Raw genomic sequence first — 19,262 nt, forward strand, 5'->3', positions numbered from 1 at the left:
AAATCTTTTTTCCCGGAAGGCCCCGGCAAGCAGGGCTGTGGCGTATGACAACGTAGTCTATGGCACTTATATCCAAATCGACGATGAAACTTTCAATTTGGAGGGATTCGGTGTCATACAACTGAAATCAAACGGTGGCCAGGGAATTACAGATGTAATAATCAAACCGAATGGTGGAAACGAGATGACCTTTGCCGTAAAAAAGGCCGCAACGATGGGTGATGATGACTTGACTAATGCTTTGTGCCGTACGTGGAAGGTGACGAATATACATGAGAGAGGATATGATTCGTACGATGGGGAATACGACGATACTTATACTCCTGATGAATATTACGGTGCAATATCGGAAGTTATGTTTTCTAAGTCGGGTACGTTTCTCAGTTTTTATAATGACAATGAAATAGAAGCTCATTTCTGGAAATGGGAAAACCAAGGCGAACGCCAGATCCGCTATTCATGGGACAATGTTTGGAACAATGATGATGAAGAGGGCAATTTCACTGTAAACTTTTCGTCTGACAACAGACTTACCATTCATGAGTATTATAGGGATTATGAAACTGGTGAATGGTACGAATCCACGGTGGAACTGGTCGAGAAGAATCCGTCAGGAAGCGACGGGAATGAAGGAGATGTAACTGTTCCAACAGACAAGACTCCGGTTGAAAGGGTATTTACGGGGAAACTGGTAAGTGAAGTGGATGGTATCTCCAAAACATTTAGTAACGATGTCAAATAGCGATGATGAACATTATCAATTTGAATGGGAATCCGATAAAGTCTTGTACAGGTCTGACGGTGGGAATTCCTGGACTGATTTAATACATTTTAAGTTTGCGGATTAAGACGGTGTGATCGTCTTACTTTCTTGAAAACGGCTTCTTCCGATGTTGGAAAGGGAGGGGTGCGTATTGTCCACTCTCTATATCGGGCCGAGAGATCTTAAATGGAAAAGTCATATCAAAAAAGGGAAGAAAATTTGCAAATGCCGAATCTTTGACCCAACTTTGCGCCGACATAACGGAGATGCGTTTTGTAATCCTCATCGGAGGCTGGAAATGCCGGATAAGATGACTGGGTAAAACCAATCAGCTTGTCCGGCATTTCTTGTGTGTCCGGTGTGGAGAACGCTTGCACAAAATGAAAAGAATATGACAAAAGAACTTGATCTGACTCGGGGAAGCGTGCCGAAAGTGCTGCTTCAGTTTGCTGTCCCTTACCTGCTTGCCAATGTGCTGCAGGCGCTTTATGGAGGAGCCGACCTGTTTGTGGTCGGACAGTTTGACGATGCTGCCAGCGTGGCGGGAGTGGCTGTGGGAAGCCAGGTAATGCAGACCGTTACGGGCATCATTCTCGGCCTGACCACCGGCGTTACGGTACTTATCGGGATTGCCACGGGCGCGCGCAACAGCAAGGAACTGGCTGCCATTATCGGATCGTCTGTGTGGCTTTTTGCCATTGTGGGTGCCGCGTTGACTTTGCCGATGGCCGTTTTTCATAGTCCGATAGCCGAGCTGATGCACACGCCGGCTGAGGCCATGCGCGATACGGAGCATTACTTGCTGATCTGTTCGCTGGGCATTCCCTTTATCATCGGCTACAATGTGGTGTGCGGCATTTTGCGCGGGCTGGGCGACTCGCGTACGCCGCTTTATTTTGTGGCTTTGGCCTGTGTCATCAATATTGTGCTCGACTTTGTGCTGGTGGGCGGATGCGGGATGCGTGCTGCGGGTGCCGCCATCGCTACTGTCGCTTCGCAAGGCATCAGCTTTGCCGCCGCGCTCTGGTTTCTTCACCGCCGCGGATTTCATTTCGAGTTTACCCGCCGTGACATCCGGATGAACGGCTATTTTTCCCGCCGCGTGCTTAAGCTCGGCGCTCCCATTGCCTTGCAGGATGCGCTGATCAACGTGTCGTTCCTGCTCATAACCGTGATAGTCAATCAGATGGGAGTGATAGCTTCGGCCGCTCTCGGAGTGGTAGAGAAGATCATTGTTTTCGCCATGCTTCCTCCGATGGCTGTTTCTTCTGCCGTGGCTGCCATGACAGCGCAGAACTACGGTGCCGGACTCAGAGAGCGCATGAACCGTTGCCTGATGTCGGGCATCGGGATGTCGCTGGTGTTCGGAGTGTCGGTATGCGTCTATTCTCAGTTCCTTCCGGATACACTTACGGGCATTTTCACCCGTGATGCGGAAGTCATTGCGATGGCATCCGGGTATCTTCGCGGCTACAGCATCGACTGTGTGATGGTGAGCTTCATATTCTGCATCAATTCCTACTTCAGCGGCCAGGGAAATTCCTGGTTCCCGATGGTGCACAGTCTGATTGCTACCTTCCTGTTCCGTATTCCGTTGTCGTGGGCGTTCAGCCACATTGACCCGGGTTCTCTTGTGTGGATGGGGTTTGCGCCTCCTCTTTCCACCTCGGTTTCGCTGGTCATCTGTCTGTGGTATATCCGGCGTTGCAACAGGCAATATAAGGCCGGTATGCTGGCAGGGTGATCGGAGGCTGTCCGGCTTTTCGGGCTGGCGGTTGCTCCAGTCCCGTTTCCGGTTAGTGGGCTGCGATTGGAAGCAACTGCTTTTTTCGCTATCTTTGCTCCCGGATTTGAATTGAATCACTTGAAATTTTATCGTATGGACATACAGAATATTTTGTTGAATTTGAAGATAGAAAGTCTTAATGCCATGCAGCAGTCAATGGCTGAGGCTTATGTGAAGAATGACTCTGACCTCATCCTGCTGTCGCCTACGGGGTCGGGAAAGACGCTGGCCTATCTCATTCCCCTGGTCATGTCGCTTCGCCAGGATGTCAGAGGCGTGCAGGCGGTAGTGATGGTTCCTTCGCGCGAGCTTGCCTTGCAGATCGAGCAGGTGTTCAAGTCGATGGAAACCGGCCTGGCCGTGATGAGCTGCTACGGCGGACGTCCTGCGATGGACGAGCACCGGACGATGCAGAGCCTGGAACCGTCGGTGATTGTGGGTACGCCCGGACGGATGAACGATCATCTGACGAAAAAGAACTTTGATGCCGCAGCCGTGCGTACCTTGGTTATCGATGAGTTCGACAAGTGCCTGGAGTTCGGCTTCCAGGACGAGATGGCCGAAGTGATAGGCAAGCTGCCATCGCTCCGCCGCCGTGTACTTCTGTCGGCTACGGATTCGGAAGAGATTCCCTCTTTTACCGGCATCCGCCGCGCGGTGCGGCTGAACTTCCTTGACGGTGACACGCCGGGTGTCCCGGACCGCCTCCATATATATAAGGTAATGTCGCCGATAAAAGACAAGCTCGAAACGCTTGGCAAACTGCTGTGCTGTCTGGGACAAGAGCCTACGCTTGTGTTCTGCAATTACCGTGAGAGTGTAGACCGCGTGGGGCAGTTCCTTCGCTCGCAGAAGATCGAGTGCGGAGTTTTTCACGGTGGAATGGAGCAGGAAGCCCGCGAGCGCGCTCTTTACAAGTTCCGCAACGGAAGCTGCCACGTGTTCATATCGACCGATCTGGCAGCGCGCGGACTTGACATTCCGACTATCCGGAATGTGGTGCATTACCATTTGCCCGTCAATGAAGAAGGGTTCATCCATCGCAACGGACGTACAGCCCGCTGGGAAGCCGATGGAAACGCCTTTATCATTCTTCATCCGGAAGAAACGCTTCCGGAGTATGTCAAGCCCGAGCCTGAAAGCTTCGTTTTTCCGGAAAAGATACCCGCTCCCTCGCTTTCACGGTTTGTGACTCTTTACTTCGGAAAGGGCAAGAAAGACAAGATAAACAAGATCGATATAGTCGGATTCCTGTCGAAGAAAGGCAACCTGAAAAAAGACGAAATCGGGCAGGTGGACGTGAAGGACCATTACGCTTATGCGGCTGTTGCGAGAGAGAAAGCCAAACAAGTGTTAAAATTGGTGCAGAATGAAAAGATTAAAGGGGTAAAAGCTTTGATAGAACTGGCAAAATGATATCTTTGTGTCAGATATGAGAATCGGGGGAAGCGTCCCCCGTTCATTTTGCTATGTATTGTTCGGCACAGACTGCATAGTATAGATTGAAGTGTGTCAATAAGTAAGCAAAAACACGTTTCGGTTGGTATTTTGAAAGAAAATCTTTCATCTCCATGTAAAATTATTATCGTTTCTTTTGGTTTTCTAAAATAAATCGCTAAATTCGCAAATGTGAGTTAGATGAAAATGATTGTCAAACCAATAAACAAACTACCAATGAAGAAACACAATTTTAATGCGGGACCTTCTATTCTGCCTCGCGAAGTAATTGAGAAAACAGCTCAGGCCATCCTTGATTTCAATGGCTCAGGACTTTCGTTGATGGAAATCAGTCACCGCGCTAAAGATTTCCAGCCGGTGGTGGACGAAGCGGTTGCCTTGTTCAAAGAACTTTTGGATATTCCGGACGGTTATTCGGTGTTGTTCCTTGGCGGAGGCGCCAGCCTGGAATTCTGCATGGTGCCGTATAACTTCCTCGAAAAGAAGGCTGCTTATCTGAATACGGGAGCATGGGCGAAGAAGGCCATGAAGGAAGCGAAGGCTTTCGGTGAAACCGTTGAGGTGGCTTCTTCTGAAAAAGACACTTATACGTATATCCCGAAAGGATTTGAAGCGAATGTTCCGGCAGACGCCGACTATTTCCATATCACTACCAACAATACGATTTACGGAACGGAGCTGCATGCCGATCCGACAGTGCCGGTGCCGATGGTGGCCGACATGTCGTCGGATATTTTCTCGCGTCCGGTCGACGTGTCGAAGTACATCTGCATTTATGGCGGCGCGCAGAAGAATCTGGCTCCGGCAGGCGTGACTTTCGTTATCGTTAAGAACGATGCGCTGGGCAAGGTGTCCCGACACATACCGACCATGCTGAACTATCAGACGCATGTTGACAAAGGCTCTATGTTCAATACGCCTCCGGTAGTGCCTATTTATGCGGCTTTGCAGACGTTGCGCTGGCTGAAGGCTCAAGGCGGCGTAGAGGAGATGCAGCGCCGTGCGAAAATGCGTTCGGACATGCTGTATGGCGAAATCGACCGCAACCGGTTGTTCCGCGGTACGGTGACGGATCCTGAAGACCGCTCGTATATGAACATCTGCTTTGTGATGGCGGACGAATACAAGGAACTGGAAGCGGACTTCCTGAAGTTTGCTACCGACAGAGGCATGGTGGGCGTGAAAGGTCACCGCTCGGTAGGCGGATTCCGTGCTTCCTGCTACAATGCGCTTCCGGCAGAAAGTGTGCAGGCGCTGATCGACTGCATGAAGGAATTTGAAAAGGCGCATTGATCGTTTTAATTGCTGATACAGGGGACACAAAGGGCAGAGGCTGCTTTTGGGTATGCGCTGCCCTTTGTGTTTCTTCATTTATTTATTCACCCTTAATTCTTAATTTATGAAAGTACTGGTTGCAACTGAAAAGCCGTTTGCCAAAGTGGCGGTCGACGGCATTCGCAAGGAAATAGAAGATGCGGGCTACGAACTGGCTTTGCTTGAAAAATATACAGACAAGCAGCAATTGCTGGATGCGGTGAAGGATGCCAATGCACTTATTATCCGAAGTGATATTGTAGACAAGGAAGTGCTCGATGCGGCAAAAGAACTGAAGATTGTCGTGCGTGCGGGAGCAGGTTATGACAATGTCAATCTCAACGAGGCCACGGCTCATGGTGTCTGTGTGATGAATACGCCGGGACAGAATTCAAATGCGGTGGCTGAACTTGCTTTCGGCCTGATGATCATGGCTGTACGCAACTTCTACGACGGCAAGTCGGGAACCGAACTGAAAGGAAAGAAACTGGGCATTCATGCTTACGGCAACGTGGGGCGCAATGTGGCGCGAATTGCCAAAGGTATAGGCATGGACATCTACGCTTATGACGCTTACTGTCCGAAAGAGGCGATGGAGGCCGACGGCATCAAGCCGGTAGGAAGTGCGGAAGAACTGTATGCTACGTGCAACGTTGTTTCGCTGCATATACCTGCCACTCCGGAAACGAAGGGTTCTGTCAACTACGACCTGGTGGGACGTATGCCGAAAAACGGCTTGCTGGTCAATACGGCGCGCAAGGAGGTCATTAACGAAGAAGAACTGATACGGCTCATGAACGACCGGCCGGACTTGAAGTATGTAACGGACATCATGCCTGTGCATAACGAGGAGTTTGCCGAGCAGTTCCCGGGCCGCTATTTCTCTACTCCGAAAAAGATGGGCGCGCAGACTGCCGAAGCAAACATCAATGCGGGCATAGCTGCTGCCAGACAGATTGTGGGCTTCCTGAAAGACGGATGCGAGAAGTTCCGCGTGAACAAGTGAGATAAGAATCAGTGGTTGAATTTAAAACGACAGGCTTTAATGACGGGGGGCGTTCTGCACCGGCCGTCATTGACTGCCGGTTGCAAATAAAAAAGCGATGGTCAAGATAAAACCTTTCAAAGGAATACGTCCTCCGAAAGAACTGGTGGAGGAAGTGGCTTCGCGTCCTTACGATGTGCTTAACTCTGAAGAGGCACGTGCGGAAGCCGAGGGCAACGAAAAGTCGTTGTACCATATCATCAAGCCGGAGATCGATTTTCCGGCAGGTACTGACGAGCATGATCCGAGAGTGTACGGCAAGGCGGCAGAGAATTTCCGGATGTTTCAAGACAAGGGATGGCTGGTGCAGGACGAAAAGGAGTGCTATTACATCTATTCGCAAACCATGAACGGAAAAACGCAGTATGGTTTGGTAGTGGGGGCTTATGTAGACGATTATCTGAACGGCTCCATCAAAAAACACGAGCTGACACGGCGCGACAAGGAGGAGGACCGCATGAAGCATGTGCGGGTGAACAACGCGAACATTGAACCGGTGTTTTTCGCTTACCCGGAGAACAGGACGGTGGATGCCATTGTAGCGAAATATACGGCAGGGGAGCCTGTCTATGATTTCATCGCTCCGGGCGATGGATTCGGACACAAGTTCTGGGTGGTGGACAACGACGATGACATCAGGGCCATCACGGAGATTTTTGCAGAAATGCCTGCCATGTACATTGCCGACGGGCATCACCGCAGTGCGGCTGCCGCGCTGGTGGGGGCGGAGAAGGCAAGGCAGAACCCGAACCACCGGGGCGATGAGGAATACAATTATTTCATGGCGGTGTGTTTCCCGGCCGACCAGTTAACCATCATCGACTATAACCGGGTGGTGAAAGATCTGAACGGACTGACTCCTGCACAGTTCCTTGAAGCGCTGAAGAAGCATTTCACGGTAGAAGAGAAAGGTACGGAGATTTATCGTCCGGCTGCTCTGCACAACTTTTCGCTCTATCTGGACGGCAAATGGTATAGTCTGACTGCTCATCCCGACACTTACGATGACAACGATCCGATTGGCGTGCTCGACGTAACCATCTCTTCCGGCCTGATCTTGGATGAGATTTTGGGAATCAAGGACCTGCGCACCGACAAGCGGATTGATTTTGTTGGCGGCATCCGCGGACTGGAGGAGTTGAAGAGGCGGGTCGACAGCGGTGAGATGAAACTTGCGCTGGCTCTCTATCCAGTTTCGATGAAGCAGCTGATGGATATTGCGGATTCGGGCAACATCATGCCCCCGAAGACCACTTGGTTTGAGCCGAAGCTGCGTTCGGGGCTTGTGATTCATAAGCTGGAATAGGGAATCCGGAGAGTCGGTATCAGGAAAGGCTTGTGCTGCCCCAAAGACTCCGCTTTTATGTTTTTGGGAAGGGAGGGCTGCGTGTATTGTCAGCCCCCTGGCAGTGCGCCGATGCTGATCTAGAAACTGTTGTTTAAATTTCCCGATAGGGCAGTATTCTATCAGGTTCTTTTGCGTTTGTTTCCGGCCTGTTTTCCCGGCTCTATTCGTCAGACGGCCTGCTGTCCTCTCATAAAATCGGCGAAACATCCTTGAAGACAATTCGCAAGATAGGCCTGAGCAAAATCAAACGAACTTTTATGTACTTTTATGTTGGCGGAAATTGTAAAAATGTATGACATTTCCGGCACAACCAACCGAAATATTCACTACTTTTGCGGCGAATTTCAAGAAATGCCGGAAATATATGCCTAACACTACATTCAAAGGTTTTGCTTATGGAGCGATAGCCGCAGCCAGCTACGGCTTGAATCCCCTTTTCGCCCTGCCGCTCTACAGTGCAGGGATGAACCCTGATTCGGTGCTGTTCTACCGCTATGGGATTGCCGTGGTGATGCTTTTCGTGCTGATGCTCGTCCAGAAACAGTCGTTTGCGCTGAAGAAGGCGGAGGTAGCTCCGCTTGTCCTCATGGGCATCCTTTTCTCTTTTTCTTCGCTTACACTTTTCATGAGCTATAATTACATGGATGCGGGCATCGCCTCCACCATCCTTTTCGCCTATCCGGTTCTGGTGGCCATTATTATGGCGGTCTTTTTCAAGGAAAAGGTGTCGTTTGTCACCATGTTCTCCATCGCCCTGGCCTTTACGGGCATCATGCTGCTCTATCGCGGCGAAGGCGGCAAGACCTTGAGTCTGCTGGGCGTATTGCTGGTGTTCATTTCTTCGCTGACTTATGCCATCTATATTGTGGGCGTGAACCGCTCTGTGCTGCGCGAGATGTCTACGCTGAAACTTACTTTCTATTCCGTACTGTTTGGAATGAGCGTTTATATCGTCAGACTGAAATTTGGCCTCATACTCCAGCCCATACCTTCGGCCGAACTTTGGCTGAATCCCGTCGGGATGGCGTTGTTCCCTACGATTATTTCGCTGATATTCATGACGAAGTCCATTCATTACATCGGCTCAACCCCTGCCGCTATCTTGGGGGCGCTCGAGCCTATTACGGCTTTGGTGATCGGCGTTACGATATTCGGCGAGGCGTTGACTCCCCGGATTATTCTGGGCATCATTCTGATACTGTCGGCGGTGATGCTGATTATCGTGGGGAAGTCGCTGATGCGGGCAATCCGTGTCCGCCTGTTGCACAAATAATACGGCAGGTTCATGATGCAGGATGATACCTACAAAACCATCACCGGCATGTCGGAAGCGGTGTTCACTGAAAAGCGGAGCAAGTTCATCGCGGCTGCCATTCCTGTGCGTACTCTTGAAGAGGTAAAGTCGCATCTTGAAGCCTGGCAGAAGAAATATTACGATGCGCGCCACGTGTGCTATGCCTATATGCTTGGTGCCGAGCGGAAAGACTTTCGTGCAAACGACAATGGAGAACCGTCCGGAACGGCCGGCAAGCCCATTCTCGGACAGATCAATTCGCGTGAGCTGACAGACGTACTGGTTGTCGTTGTGCGCTATTTCGGAGGCATCAAGCTGGGAACAAGCGGACTGATAGTGGCATACCGCACGGCGGCTGCCATGGCTCTGGACGAGGCGGAAATCATCGAAAAGACAGTTGACGATACGGTAACGGTGGCTTTTGAATATCCTTTCATGAACGATGTGATGCGCATCGTAAAGGAGGAGTCGCCTGAGATTCTGGAGCAGTCATACGACATGGACTGCCTGATGACGCTACGCATCCGCCGCTCGATGATGGAGAAGCTGCGTGCCCGTCTGGAGAAGGTGGAAACGGCGAGGATACTTGACCGGACAATTTAAACGACAGGCTCTTAAATGTTTTTTCACTGAAACTTTTGCTTTTACCGAAAGAAACGCTATCTTTGTAAAAAGACCTTAATTAGCGAGTTATGAGGCGTTTTGCTTGGCAGACAGTAGTGGCGATTGCCCTTTCTTTCACCGCTTGTGACAATCGGGAGGTGGAAGTCGTTCCTGCGGACATTGCTGAGCCGGCACCCTCAGACACGATAGAGGTTGTGCTTCCTTTTGAGCGGAGGACACTTTCCGCTTCCGACATTATCCTTGCCAAAGAGTTCCTTTATGACAAGTATACGCTTGAAGACACTTATCCTTATCAGGATACGGTGCGTTCGTTCAAGTGGGATATCATCCGCCAGTGTCTTGCCTTTGTCGAGAATATCCAGCTCGAGCCGCGTCACTGGGCCGTTCTGCAGAATTACAAGAACATGTATGGCGAAGCGCCGGTAGTTGCGAACTATGTGCGCAATGAATTTGACCGCGTTTCGGATACGCTGGGCGTCGAGCGCTATCAGTCGGTTCCCCTTTATCTTCCGGCTGATACGGTGACGCCCGTGCGCTACGGGCGCGACGGCTCGCTCGTCTATCTTCAGGGAAAGACAGGCAGCTATTGCCGTCTGGTTCCGGTGACGGTGGAAAGCGAGTGGCTGGCTCCGGAGAGGTATGTCAGGGAACTACCGGACACGACGTATTTTTCACATGTCATTTTTGTTGACCGGGGAGATCAGAATATAGCCACGCTCGAACGCAAGGCAAAAGGGGAGTGGCTTGTCCGGAGCATGAATCCTGCCACAACGGGACGGCATAACCCTCCTTACGGACACGACACGCCGCTCGGCATGTTCGTAATCCAGCAGAAGAAGCCGAAGATGGTTTTCCTTAAAGACGGTTCACAGGCTACGGGAGGGTATGCGCCCTATGCAAGCCGCTTTACGAACGGAGCCTACATTCATGGGGTACCGGTAAATGTGCCGCGCACGGCAATGATAGAATACAGCTGGTCGCTCGGAACGACTCCCCGTTCGCACATGTGCGTGCGGAACGCCACCTCACATGCCAAGTTTATATATGACTGGGCTCCGACATTCAATTCGCTTGTGGTGGTCATTGAATGACCGGAGCGGTAAGCGTCTGTTTGAATTTATATTGTCAGCTTTCCTTTCCTTTGCTTTTGCGGTCTGTTCTTATGTCAATTTCTGATTCCAAGCCATTTGCCGTAAGTCAGCATCCGCCAGACCCATTCCAATGGTCCGAACTTGAAGGCGGACATCCATCCTGCACTGAATGCCATTTGAAAAAGAAATACGGCCAGCACAACAATTTCGGTCTGTAACAATCCAAAAGTAGTCCCTAAGCCCATGCCAATGCCATAGAACAGAAACATACCGATAACGGACTGTCCGATGTAATTGGTCAAGGCCATCCGTCCTGTCGGTGCGAGCCACTTCCATGCCGTTCCGTTCTTTGTCCTCAGATAGAAAAGACCTGATCCGGCAGCGTATGCGAAGCCGAGCGGGTAGACGCTGGCAAGATAAAACACGCTGTGCATGGCGATGCCAAGCGGATGCCGGCCCATTGCGCTCCATGCGTAAAGGAAGGAGCAGGGAAGGCCTATTGCCAGACCGTAGCGGAACACTTTCGACAGCAGTGCCTTTTTCTCTTCCATATCGGCATATATCCGGTTCCGTCCGATGAAGAAGCCTGTCAGGAATAAGCCCAGCACCTTGAAGTAACGGTTGCCCTCTATAAACTCCTGCATCCGCACGAAAGCTCCCTGTACCAGAAACTGGAACACCGTGCCATAGTCTTCCGCGTCGCGCAGCCAATATGCGAAGTTGTCAGCGTTGATGCCATATCTTGCGCAATACATTTCCTGCAAGCGGACAAAGGGAAGTGCCAGACTGGTGTGGGTTATCTCGCAAACAAAATCTATAAGAACGGGCAGGAGCAGGAAAAAGGCTGCCCATCGGAGCAATCCCTTGTCAGACATGCGGCGGAAAAGAGGCAGCAGCATCCCAAGCAGCGCATAGAGCATCAGTATGTCGCCGCTCCAGATAAACATCAGGTGCATGAATCCGATGACAAGCAGCAGACCCATCCGCCGGTAGAAGATGCGGAAGCCGTTTGCTCCTTTCCGTTCCGCATTGCGGATGATAATGGAAAAGCCTATGCCGAACAGGAGGGAAAAGAGCGTATAGAATTTCCCGTCGACGAAGATATACAGCAGCCAGCGGGTTATGTTGTCTGCCGCGGCTGTACTCATTGATGATTTCACTTCCTGCGGAAGAAAATTATAGAGGGAAAACTCCGGGAAATTGGCCATGCAGATGCCCAGCAGGGCGAAACCGCGCAGGATATCCAGAATGGCAAACCGTTCTGACGCTTTTACAGGGGAAATGTCTTTTGTTGTATTCATCATTTATTGTTTTCTGTTTACCAATAAAACACTGCCTAATATGACTGCCAGTCCGGACAGTTGGACTGCCGTAATCTCTTCTCCGCCCAGACCGCCGATGATGACTGCCACAACCGGATTGACATATGCGTGGGTAGCCACTTCTGTTGCTGGACGTACTTTCAGCAGCCATACATAAGCGGAATAAGCCAGCAGCGAGCCGAATGTGATCAGATAGAGCAGCGACCACCATGCCGGGAGAGGAACAGACCGGAAAGATACTTCCTGCCATTCACCCGAAGATACGGCACATATCCAGAACATCAGACTTGCGAAAAGCATTTGCCATGCCGATCCGGCAAAGCCGTTCACCTCCTCTACCGCCGAGGAACGGTATTTGGCATAAAGCGAACCGAGCGACCACGAAATGCAGCCGGCCATCAGAATCAGGATGCCGTATTCGCTATGGGGAATGGCGGAACGCTCTGTATCCAGTTGCTCGATGTAAAGCATTCCGACACCGGCAAATCCCAGAAGGACTCCGGCGACGGTTGCCGTCCGGTGGAAGTTCCGCTTCCACATCGGCACATCCAGCAGCATAATCCATATCGCGGTGGAAGAGGCTACAATCGCCACCACGCTGCTGCTGACATACCGCTGCGCCAGCATGATGACCGCCATATCGGCAAAGAGCAGGACGATGCCGCTGACTGCCGAACGGCGGATCAGTGCAGGCTGCCAGACATTCTCGCCCCGCATCCGGCAAAGCGCAAGCAGAATTGCTCCTGCCGCGCTGAACCGCAATGCGCCGAGCAGGAACGCGGGCAGTCCGTCCAGCGCCACGCCTATGAAATAGTAGGTGGAACCCCATACCACATAAATCAGGAAGTAGGCGGTGATGACGGCGTACCGGTTGGCTGTGGCTTTCATGTCATTTCTTCCGTTCTTCTATGATACAATCGGCAGGAGCCTTGATGTTTTCGTCTATCGTGACGGAACCGATGGAATCTGCCACGATATGTCCGGACATGGGATTCTTGACGTTTGTAATCGTCCCGCATATGTCGGCTTCCAGTGTGGAATACTCGAAAGCGCGGTCGCAGGCGGCATCAAACGTGCAGTTCTCCAGTATCAGGTCGTGCGCATAGCAGAGCGGCTGTTCTCCTGTGATGTGGCAGTTCACCAGACGCAGGTTCTTCGAGTGCCATCCCAGATATTCTCCGTTCAGTTCGGAATCATAGATTGTCACGTTTTCCACTTCCCAGAAAGCGTCCTTGGTCGTTATCTTCGCATGGTGTATTTCCACGTTCTTTGCATATTGAAAGACGTATTTGCTGTCGCTTTCCAGGCCGTCCACGCGGATGTTGCTGCTGAACATGAAGGGATACGTGCCCCCATGCAGCCTGAGATTCCTGATACGGATGCGGTCGCACCTCCAGAACACCTCGTCCGCATCGTTCATTTCGACATTTTCAATCTCGATGTCGTTCATTTCCCGAAACATCTTAGGTGCGTCTATGACTGTATTCTTCATCGTCAGATGGTCGGAATACCACAGTGCGGAGCGTCCGCCAACGGCGAAGTAGCAGTCCTGTATGGTAAACCCGTGCACGTGCCAAAAGGGGTAGTTTCCCTCGAAGCGGCAGTTGGTCGCTACGATGTTGCTGCATTCCTTGATGGCAGATTCGCCAGCAAGGATGGTTACGTTGTCCAGGTGCACATCATGCGAGGCGAACAGCGGACGTTCGCCTCCAAATTCTTTGTCTTTAATCAGTTGCATATTATTTATCGTTCAAGTTTGTTGTTTATAATTCAAGTTTTCATGTCGCGTACATCTTCCGTTGAAATCAAAGCGCACATAAGCGATATTTGCCTGCCTGAGCCTGGCTGCCACTGCATTGATTACCCGGTCTTGTTTGTCAGACATAAAGCCGTGCATCAGGATAACCATAGGATAGGTTTTGCCGGAACGTAAATCCGGATGATAGACCATTGCAGACAAGTTGCCGGAACTCCCGACTATATTGATTGCATATTCCACGGCAGAAGAATCCCCTTCCGCTCCGGTTTTAACGCATTCCGTTTCTTCATTGCCTTTGCATGATATGCTGATGAAGAAAGAGAAAAATAGAATAAGTGCAGCCAGTTTCTTTCTGAGAAAAGGAATCATATTTATTTTTGATGAATGTCCGCATGTTACCAAATTAGCAAAGTTTAAACTGCCCAATTGCCCCACAGGCATGTTTTGGAACACTTTATGCAGGATATAAAACGTAAGACAATAAACATATGCATTATGAACCTGCTTGATTTTTACCGTCAATATCCCGACGAGGCATCCTGTGAGGAAGCCCTTCGCCGTTTCCGTGAGCATCATGGCCTGTTCTGTAGTCAATGCGGCGGTTTGCGCCTGAGCTGGAATCCGAGCCACAAGTCCTGGACGTGCATGGATTGCAAACATGAGATGCAACTTCGTTCCGGTACGGTAATGCAAGGCAGTCATCTGCCTGTTCGTGACTGGTTTGCTGCCATGTTCCTTCTGACGGCGACAAAGCGTGCCATATCCACCAAGGAGATACAGCGCCAGATTGGCCGTAAGCGTTACCAGCCTGTATGGGAGATGGTACACAAGCTGCGCGACGTGATGGGCAAGCGCGACGGACGCTACCCTCTCCATGGGGACATGGAGGTTGACGAGGGCTTCTTCTCCACGGAAACGCCCGAAGAACAGAAAGATTGCCCGTTGAAGCGCGGACGGGGAAGCCAGCGCAAGACCCCTGTCCTTGTCATGGCGGAAAGCAGCCTGCCAAAGACGCCTCCGGCCAAGAAGTACAGTACGCCCAAGAGTGTCGGGCATATAAAGATGCAGGTCATCGATGATTTCAAGGCTTCCACCATTACCGGCAAGATTAGGCAAGGAACGGACGGGAATGCCGATGTGACCACGGACGGGTTCAGCAGCTATGCCTCTCTTGGAAAGGGCGGGGTGGCATCCTCCCATCATGCCGTCGTTACGGACGACAAAAGGAGTGTCGGGAAAGTCCTGCCATGGGTACACATTGTCATCAGCAACGCCAAGAGGAGCATACTGGACACTTACCATGACATAAAAGCGGAGTTCCTCCAGCTCTACCTCAACGAGTTCTGCTACAAGTTCAACAGAAGGTATTTCGGATGTAGCCTCTTTGAAAGGCTTGAACTTTGTGCGTGTTCCTATAGGGCGGACTTCAAACATAGAATTTACTAATTGGCAACTTGCGGACATTCATTTATTTTTGTTTAATTTTCATTTCTGATTTTCAGCTATTGCAAACCTTACGCTCACGTTTCCGCTGCCCAAGGCTGCGGCAAGCCCTTCGGGACTGTCTGTCTGCCCCAGACGTGTGTAGCTGTAACCGGATGGAAAGGTTTCATAAAAGAGAACAACGCAGGACGAGCCATAGAGCATCAGGTCGCCCGTCCGGATAGTTCCCGGCCGGTAACTTTCCGTAGGCAGACTGCTGTCCAGATAATGGTATTTTTCGTTGCCGTTCATCTCGTTCATGTCCAGCGTAAGGGGAAGCATGGCTGCAAAGGCCCGTGCCGCGTCGTTGTCTTCAAGCGTGGCAGAAAATGACGTTCCGTTTGCTGAGATCGTAATGTTTCTTTCCATAAGTTCGTTGTTGTTACCGTTGTTGTCATCAGTGTTTTCTTCATTGCCGCCTTCGCCTTCATCCGATGGCAGTGCCGGAGTTTCCGTCTTTTCTTCCGTCGGGTCATCGTCCGAACAGGCAGTAAGGGCGTTTGCCGTGAGAAGGAGGAGAGTTGCCAGTCCCCAGCAGTTGATCAGCCGTTTCATATCACTTCAGGTATTGGTTATAAAATGCCGCAATCTTGCCGAACGGTATCTTTCCCAGATTGTCGTACAGGTCGGTATGGCTGGCTCAGCTGCCTGCGCATTTCGTAACGGGCATCGGCGTTGTCATTGGCATCGAAATAACCGTTGGCAGTTCCCCGGCAGATGTCATACATGGTGGATGCCACCGTTGCCTTGACGCGCGTGTCCATAGCCGCCGCATTGATGGCGAAACCGCCGAAACCGCAGATGCCGAGTATGCCGATGCGTTCAGCGTCCACATCGTCACGGGTGGCCAGATAATCCACTGCTGCACTGAAATCTTCCGTGTTGATGTCCGGAGATGCCACACTGCGTAGCTGTCCGCCGCTTTCTCCGGTAAATGAAGGGTCGAAAGCGATGGTCAGGAATCCGTGTTCGGCCAATGTCTGCGCATAAAGTCCCGATGCCTGCTCCTTCACCGCTCCGAACGGGCCGCTGACAGCTATCGCCGGGAGCTTGCCTTCCGCATTCTTCGGAATATATAAGTCGGCGGCAAGCGTGATGCCGTATCGGTTGTGGAAAGTAATCTTGCTGTGGGTTACTTTGTTGCTTTGGGGGAAAACCTTATCCCATCCGGCTGTCAGGTTCAAATGCTCTTCCTGAAACTTCATCGTGCGGTCGTTTTGTGCAAAGCCTGTCATGTTGAAAGCCAGCAGACCAGCGGTGAGGATTGTCATTAACTTCATATGCTTATGCTTTTTTGATGGTTGCTCCTGTATTGTTTCATGTTGCAAAAGTAGTTGTTTGCATGCATACGGCGAATACCTGTATGGTGGATAAAAGTACCTCTTTTACGGATTTGTCTCAGATTCCATCTGCTGAATATCAACAACGTACCCCTGTTACGGGAAAAAGTACCCCATTTACGTTTATCCGGCGGACGCATTTTTTACTTTATATGGAAAAGACTACCTTTGCGGCAAACAATAGAAAAGCTGTATGGAAATAATAGAAGCAGATACCATTGAACAGTACAATCGTTTCTTTGGTTTTCAGACCAGGCATCCGCTGGTGAGTATTGTACATTTCGACCGTTCGGAAAACCAGCCGACGCATAAGATGACGTTCGGATTCTATGCGCTGTTTCTGAAAAAGACGGTGGGATGTACCATCAATTACGGAAAAACAAAATACGACTTCGACGATGAAACCGTGGTCTGTTTCGCTCCGGGGCAGACGGTCGGCATTCACCGTATCGAAGACGGCCCCGTGCCTGAAGCTGACGCGCTGCTGTTTCATCCCGATTTCCTGCTCCGCACCCCATTGGCGCAGAAGATGAAACAGTATAGCTTTTTTTCGTATGCGTCCAATGAGGCGCTTCACCTGTCAGCAGATGAACGCTCCATCGTGCAGGATTATATGAGCAAGATAGCCCATGAACTGGAGCATCCCATCGACAAGTTTTCCAAACCGCTGATAATCTCCAATATCGAGGTGCTGCTCAACTACTGCATGCGCTTCTATGAACGCCAGTTTGTCACTCGCGAAGTGCTGAACAACGATATCCTTGTCCGTTTCGAGCAGTTGCTGGACGAGTATTGGGATTCCGGCACGGCACGTTCGCAGGGACTGCCCACCGTGAAATATTTTGCCGAAAAAGTTTGCCTTTCTCCCAACTATTTTGGCGATCTGGTGAAGTCGGAAACCGGCAAGACTCCGTATGAACTGATCCAGGTCAAGATAACGGAAATAGCAAAGAACGCCTTGCTTGATCCGGACCTGAATACGAAGCAGATTGCGGATATGCTGGGCTTTCAGCATCCGCAGCATTTTCTGCGCTTCTTTAAGAAGCAAGTCGGGTATACGCCGAAAGAATACCGGGCAATGAATTGAGTGTTGGGGCTGCAGACGTTTGTCGGCGTTCCTGATTCCGGCGGATCCGGAGCGGAGAAATATTGATTTCTTTCTGAAAATTAGTGCGGTATGTAAAAAAAACTTGTAACTTTGCACCCGAATTACCGGATTTTTCGTTTCATGTCTTATCTGATGAACTGTTTTCAGCGCCGCTCCGGTTGGGGCTGTGCTGCGCGGAGGATTTTGTTTTCCGCTTTGCTGCTTGTTCTTCCATGTGCCTATGTCGGTACGGGTGTGTTGCGCTCAGAGGTTTCCGTTACGGACGCGAAAGCCGAAAAGAATGAGATTGTCCGTCTTTACCGTTCCATGCAGCTTGAAGGGGTAGTCAATTGGAAGGCCTTCCGTCAGGCGGTGGCCGGATACAACAAGATCGCGGGGAAGAAACGCGAGGTTCTTACACTGATCGACTTCTCGAAACCTTCCACCGAAGAGCGTCTGTATGTGTTTGACATGAAACACCGCAGGATGCTTTATTCTTCTGTCGTTTCGCACGGAAAGAACAGCGGGGAAAACTATGCGCGTTCATTCTCGAACAAGGTGGGCTCTTATAAAAGTTCCCTCGGATTTTATCTTACCTCTTCAACCTATCAGGGAAAAAACGGCTATTCACTGCTTCTTGACGGACTTGAGAAAGGCATCAACGACCGTGCGCGCGAGCGTGCCATTGTGGTTCACGGAGCCTCCTATGCCAATCCTTCCGTAGCCAAGGGAGGCCGTCTGGGCAGAAGCTTCGGCTGTCCTGCGCTTCCAACCGCACTTGCCCGTCCTGTCATCGATGCCATCAAGGGCGGGAGCGTGATGTATATCTATGCCGAGAATCCCGACTATCTTGCCAACAGCTCCATCCTGCGTCCTTCCGACCTGCTCTGACCGGGGCGTTTCCGTCCGGCCAGGGTTTATCTCAGGTCGATGATTTCCGCGTCCGGATACTTTGACCTGTCAAACCGGAAAGCCGAGTCGTTCAGATTCTGCTTCGTCTGGTACGACTGCACATAAAATTCCTGCTTTTCTCCGTTCTGCAGCGTGATGCAGATGTATTGCGGCTGCGAGGCGGACGACACGTTGATAGTGATGCTCTTTACGTCCTGTTCCGTTTCGGGCGTCAGCGTCACTTCCTCTCCCTGTTTCCCTTTATGGGATTTTGTTCCGGCATACCGGTAGTTGAATCCCTGCTTGTATGAGTTGACCAGCGCGTAAGGGTTTACGCTCTGCACTTCTTCGGGAGAAGGTTCGGAAACGTTCACTTCGTCGTTCTGCTTCACGTAGCTCCATTGGGTAGTTCCGTCAAACCATGTTTCTATCCCTCCGCAGTTCAGGTAAAACTTGTTTCCCTTCACTTTCAGCGTTCCGTCCTGGGTGCCGCCGAAGCGGATGCTGACAGCTCCTGCCTGCTGGTAGGACGCTGCCATCTTGTCGAGTATGGCACGTGCCTTTGCGTCATGTTGGGCGAACCCTCCCAGGCATGTCAGCAAAAATCCGGCCAGTAAAATGTTTTTCCGCATGTTCTTGTCTGATTGAATTTGTTTCT

General features: G+C 50.9%; 18 protein-coding genes and 1 pseudogene. 12 read left to right on the forward strand and 7 right to left on the reverse strand.

What is annotated here, in order from left to right; translation table 11 throughout:
• The 9 genes from QUW60_RS13515 to QUW60_RS13555 all read left to right on the forward strand — a co-directional run.
• Positions 1-742: hypothetical protein (locus tag QUW60_RS13515; protein WP_289561107.1), on the forward strand; the 742-nt coding region annotated here is incomplete at its 5' end.
• A 412-nt stretch (positions 743-1,154) separates the two neighbouring features.
• Complete coding sequence (locus QUW60_RS13520; RefSeq protein ID WP_289561108.1) at positions 1,155-2,507, forward strand: MATE family efflux transporter; 1,353 nt, start codon at positions 1,155-1,157, stop codon at positions 2,505-2,507.
• 135 nt (positions 2,508-2,642) lie between these two features.
• The gene (locus QUW60_RS13525; protein ID WP_289561110.1) at positions 2,643-3,965 is read left to right on the forward strand and encodes a DEAD/DEAH box helicase; all 1,323 of its coding nucleotides are present in this window, start codon (positions 2,643-2,645) and stop codon (positions 3,963-3,965) included.
• Between the two features lie 258 nt (positions 3,966-4,223).
• Positions 4,224-5,300 (forward strand): 3-phosphoserine/phosphohydroxythreonine transaminase, encoded by a 1,077-nt coding sequence (serC, locus tag QUW60_RS13530; protein WP_258338319.1) that lies wholly within the window; start codon positions 4,224-4,226, stop codon positions 5,298-5,300.
• A gap of 106 nt (positions 5,301-5,406) precedes the next feature.
• The gene (locus QUW60_RS13535; protein WP_289561112.1) at positions 5,407-6,327 is read left to right on the forward strand and encodes an NAD(P)-dependent oxidoreductase; all 921 of its coding nucleotides are present in this window, start codon (positions 5,407-5,409) and stop codon (positions 6,325-6,327) included.
• A 97-nt stretch (positions 6,328-6,424) separates the two neighbouring features.
• Positions 6,425-7,672: a DUF1015 domain-containing protein gene (locus tag QUW60_RS13540; RefSeq protein WP_289561114.1), complete on the forward strand. Its 1,248-nt coding sequence runs from the start codon at positions 6,425-6,427 to the stop codon at positions 7,670-7,672.
• Between the two features lie 406 nt (positions 7,673-8,078).
• Entirely contained in the window at positions 8,079-8,987 is a 909-nt protein-coding gene (locus QUW60_RS13545) for a DMT family transporter (protein WP_258338322.1), read from the forward strand.
• A gap of 12 nt (positions 8,988-8,999) precedes the next feature.
• Entirely contained in the window at positions 9,000-9,611 is a 612-nt protein-coding gene (locus QUW60_RS13550; protein WP_258338323.1) for an IMPACT family protein, read from the forward strand.
• Positions 9,612-9,700: 89 nt separating this feature from the next.
• Positions 9,701-10,723: a L,D-transpeptidase gene (locus tag QUW60_RS13555; RefSeq protein WP_289561117.1), complete on the forward strand. Its 1,023-nt coding sequence runs from the start codon at positions 9,701-9,703 to the stop codon at positions 10,721-10,723.
• Positions 10,724-10,797: 74 nt separating this feature from the next.
• Here QUW60_RS13555 and QUW60_RS13560 read toward each other — a convergent pair whose 3' ends face one another.
• Genes QUW60_RS13560 through QUW60_RS13575 form a run of 4 tightly spaced genes read right to left on the reverse strand, consistent with a single transcriptional unit; the run spans position 10,798 to position 14,173 of the window.
• Positions 10,798-12,027, reverse strand: coding sequence for a DUF418 domain-containing protein (locus QUW60_RS13560; RefSeq protein WP_289561119.1), 1,230 nt, complete (start codon positions 12,025-12,027; stop codon positions 10,798-10,800).
• A complete protein-coding gene (locus QUW60_RS13565; protein WP_289561121.1) occupies positions 12,028-12,933 on the reverse strand; it encodes an EamA family transporter in 906 nt (301 codons plus the stop codon).
• 1 nt (position 12,934) lies between these two features.
• Positions 12,935-13,783: a DUF3737 family protein gene (locus QUW60_RS13570; protein WP_258338327.1), complete on the reverse strand. Its 849-nt coding sequence runs from the start codon at positions 13,781-13,783 to the stop codon at positions 12,935-12,937.
• Positions 13,784-13,795: 12 nt separating this feature from the next.
• Positions 13,796-14,173 carry an alpha/beta hydrolase family protein gene (locus QUW60_RS13575; RefSeq protein ID WP_289561124.1) on the reverse strand — a complete coding sequence of 126 codons (378 nt, stop codon included), beginning with the start codon at positions 14,171-14,173 and terminating at the stop codon, positions 13,796-13,798.
• A 126-nt stretch (positions 14,174-14,299) separates the two neighbouring features.
• Between QUW60_RS13575 and QUW60_RS13580 the strand changes: the two genes are divergently transcribed.
• Positions 14,300-15,250 carry an IS1595 family transposase gene (locus QUW60_RS13580; protein WP_289561126.1) on the forward strand — a complete coding sequence of 317 codons (951 nt, stop codon included), beginning with the start codon at positions 14,300-14,302 and terminating at the stop codon, positions 15,248-15,250.
• A gap of 39 nt (positions 15,251-15,289) precedes the next feature.
• Here QUW60_RS13580 and QUW60_RS13585 read toward each other — a convergent pair whose 3' ends face one another.
• Both QUW60_RS13585 and QUW60_RS13590 read right to left on the reverse strand, forming a co-directional pair.
• Positions 15,290-15,841: a cyclophilin-like fold protein gene (locus QUW60_RS13585; protein ID WP_289561128.1), complete on the reverse strand. Its 552-nt coding sequence runs from the start codon at positions 15,839-15,841 to the stop codon at positions 15,290-15,292.
• Between the two features lie 83 nt (positions 15,842-15,924).
• Positions 15,925-16,566: pseudogene (locus QUW60_RS13590) on the reverse strand (alpha/beta hydrolase); the annotation flags it as partial.
• A 253-nt stretch (positions 16,567-16,819) separates the two neighbouring features.
• On the opposite strand from QUW60_RS13590, the gene QUW60_RS13595 reads away from it, so the two are divergent.
• Entirely contained in the window at positions 16,820-17,713 is an 894-nt protein-coding gene (locus QUW60_RS13595) for a helix-turn-helix domain-containing protein (RefSeq protein WP_289561130.1), read from the forward strand.
• Positions 17,714-17,824: 111 nt separating this feature from the next.
• Positions 17,825-18,604: a murein L,D-transpeptidase catalytic domain family protein gene (locus QUW60_RS13600; protein ID WP_258338331.1), complete on the forward strand. Its 780-nt coding sequence runs from the start codon at positions 17,825-17,827 to the stop codon at positions 18,602-18,604.
• A 26-nt stretch (positions 18,605-18,630) separates the two neighbouring features.
• On the opposite strand, the gene lolA1 is transcribed toward QUW60_RS13600, so the two are convergent.
• Entirely contained in the window at positions 18,631-19,236 is a 606-nt protein-coding gene (lolA1, locus tag QUW60_RS13605) for an outer membrane lipoprotein periplasmic chaperone LolA1 (protein WP_289561133.1), read from the reverse strand.
• Between the last annotated feature and the right edge of the window lie 26 nt (positions 19,237-19,262).

The organism is Bacteroides gallinaceum, from assembly GCF_030373775.1.
GTDB classification, from domain to species: Bacteria; Bacteroidota; Bacteroidia; order Bacteroidales; family Bacteroidaceae; genus Phocaeicola; species Phocaeicola excrementipullorum.

What these genes read in the sequence shown, in the direction of transcription:
- serC (WP_258338319.1), top strand. Translation starts at nt 4,224, where the DNA reads ATGAAGAAACACAATTTTAATGCGGGACCTTCTATTCTGCCTCGCGAA.
- QUW60_RS13520 (WP_289561108.1), top strand. Translation starts at nt 1,155, where the DNA reads ATGACAAAAGAACTTGATCTGACTCGGGGAAGCGTGCCGAAAGTGCTG.
- QUW60_RS13565 (WP_289561121.1), bottom strand. Translation starts at nt 12,933, where the DNA reads ATGAAAGCCACAGCCAACCGGTACGCCGTCATCACCGCCTACTTCCTG.
- QUW60_RS13555 (WP_289561117.1), top strand. Translation starts at nt 9,701, where the DNA reads ATGAGGCGTTTTGCTTGGCAGACAGTAGTGGCGATTGCCCTTTCTTTC.
- QUW60_RS13540 (WP_289561114.1), top strand. Translation starts at nt 6,425, where the DNA reads ATGGTCAAGATAAAACCTTTCAAAGGAATACGTCCTCCGAAAGAACTG.
- QUW60_RS13575 (WP_289561124.1), bottom strand. Translation starts at nt 14,173, where the DNA reads ATGATTCCTTTTCTCAGAAAGAAACTGGCTGCACTTATTCTATTTTTC.
- QUW60_RS13580 (WP_289561126.1), top strand. Translation starts at nt 14,300, where the DNA reads ATGAACCTGCTTGATTTTTACCGTCAATATCCCGACGAGGCATCCTGT.
- QUW60_RS13535 (WP_289561112.1), top strand. Translation starts at nt 5,407, where the DNA reads ATGAAAGTACTGGTTGCAACTGAAAAGCCGTTTGCCAAAGTGGCGGTC.
- QUW60_RS13560 (WP_289561119.1), bottom strand. Translation starts at nt 12,027, where the DNA reads ATGATGAATACAACAAAAGACATTTCCCCTGTAAAAGCGTCAGAACGG.
- QUW60_RS13570 (WP_258338327.1), bottom strand. Translation starts at nt 13,783, where the DNA reads ATGCAACTGATTAAAGACAAAGAATTTGGAGGCGAACGTCCGCTGTTC.
- QUW60_RS13595 (WP_289561130.1), top strand. Translation starts at nt 16,820, where the DNA reads ATGGAAATAATAGAAGCAGATACCATTGAACAGTACAATCGTTTCTTT.
- QUW60_RS13525 (WP_289561110.1), top strand. Translation starts at nt 2,643, where the DNA reads ATGGACATACAGAATATTTTGTTGAATTTGAAGATAGAAAGTCTTAAT.
- lolA1 (WP_289561133.1), bottom strand. Translation starts at nt 19,236, where the DNA reads ATGCGGAAAAACATTTTACTGGCCGGATTTTTGCTGACATGCCTGGGA.
- QUW60_RS13545 (WP_258338322.1), top strand. Translation starts at nt 8,079, where the DNA reads ATGCCTAACACTACATTCAAAGGTTTTGCTTATGGAGCGATAGCCGCA.
- QUW60_RS13585 (WP_289561128.1), bottom strand. Translation starts at nt 15,841, where the DNA reads ATGAAACGGCTGATCAACTGCTGGGGACTGGCAACTCTCCTCCTTCTC.
- QUW60_RS13550 (WP_258338323.1), top strand. Translation starts at nt 9,000, where the DNA reads ATGATGCAGGATGATACCTACAAAACCATCACCGGCATGTCGGAAGCG.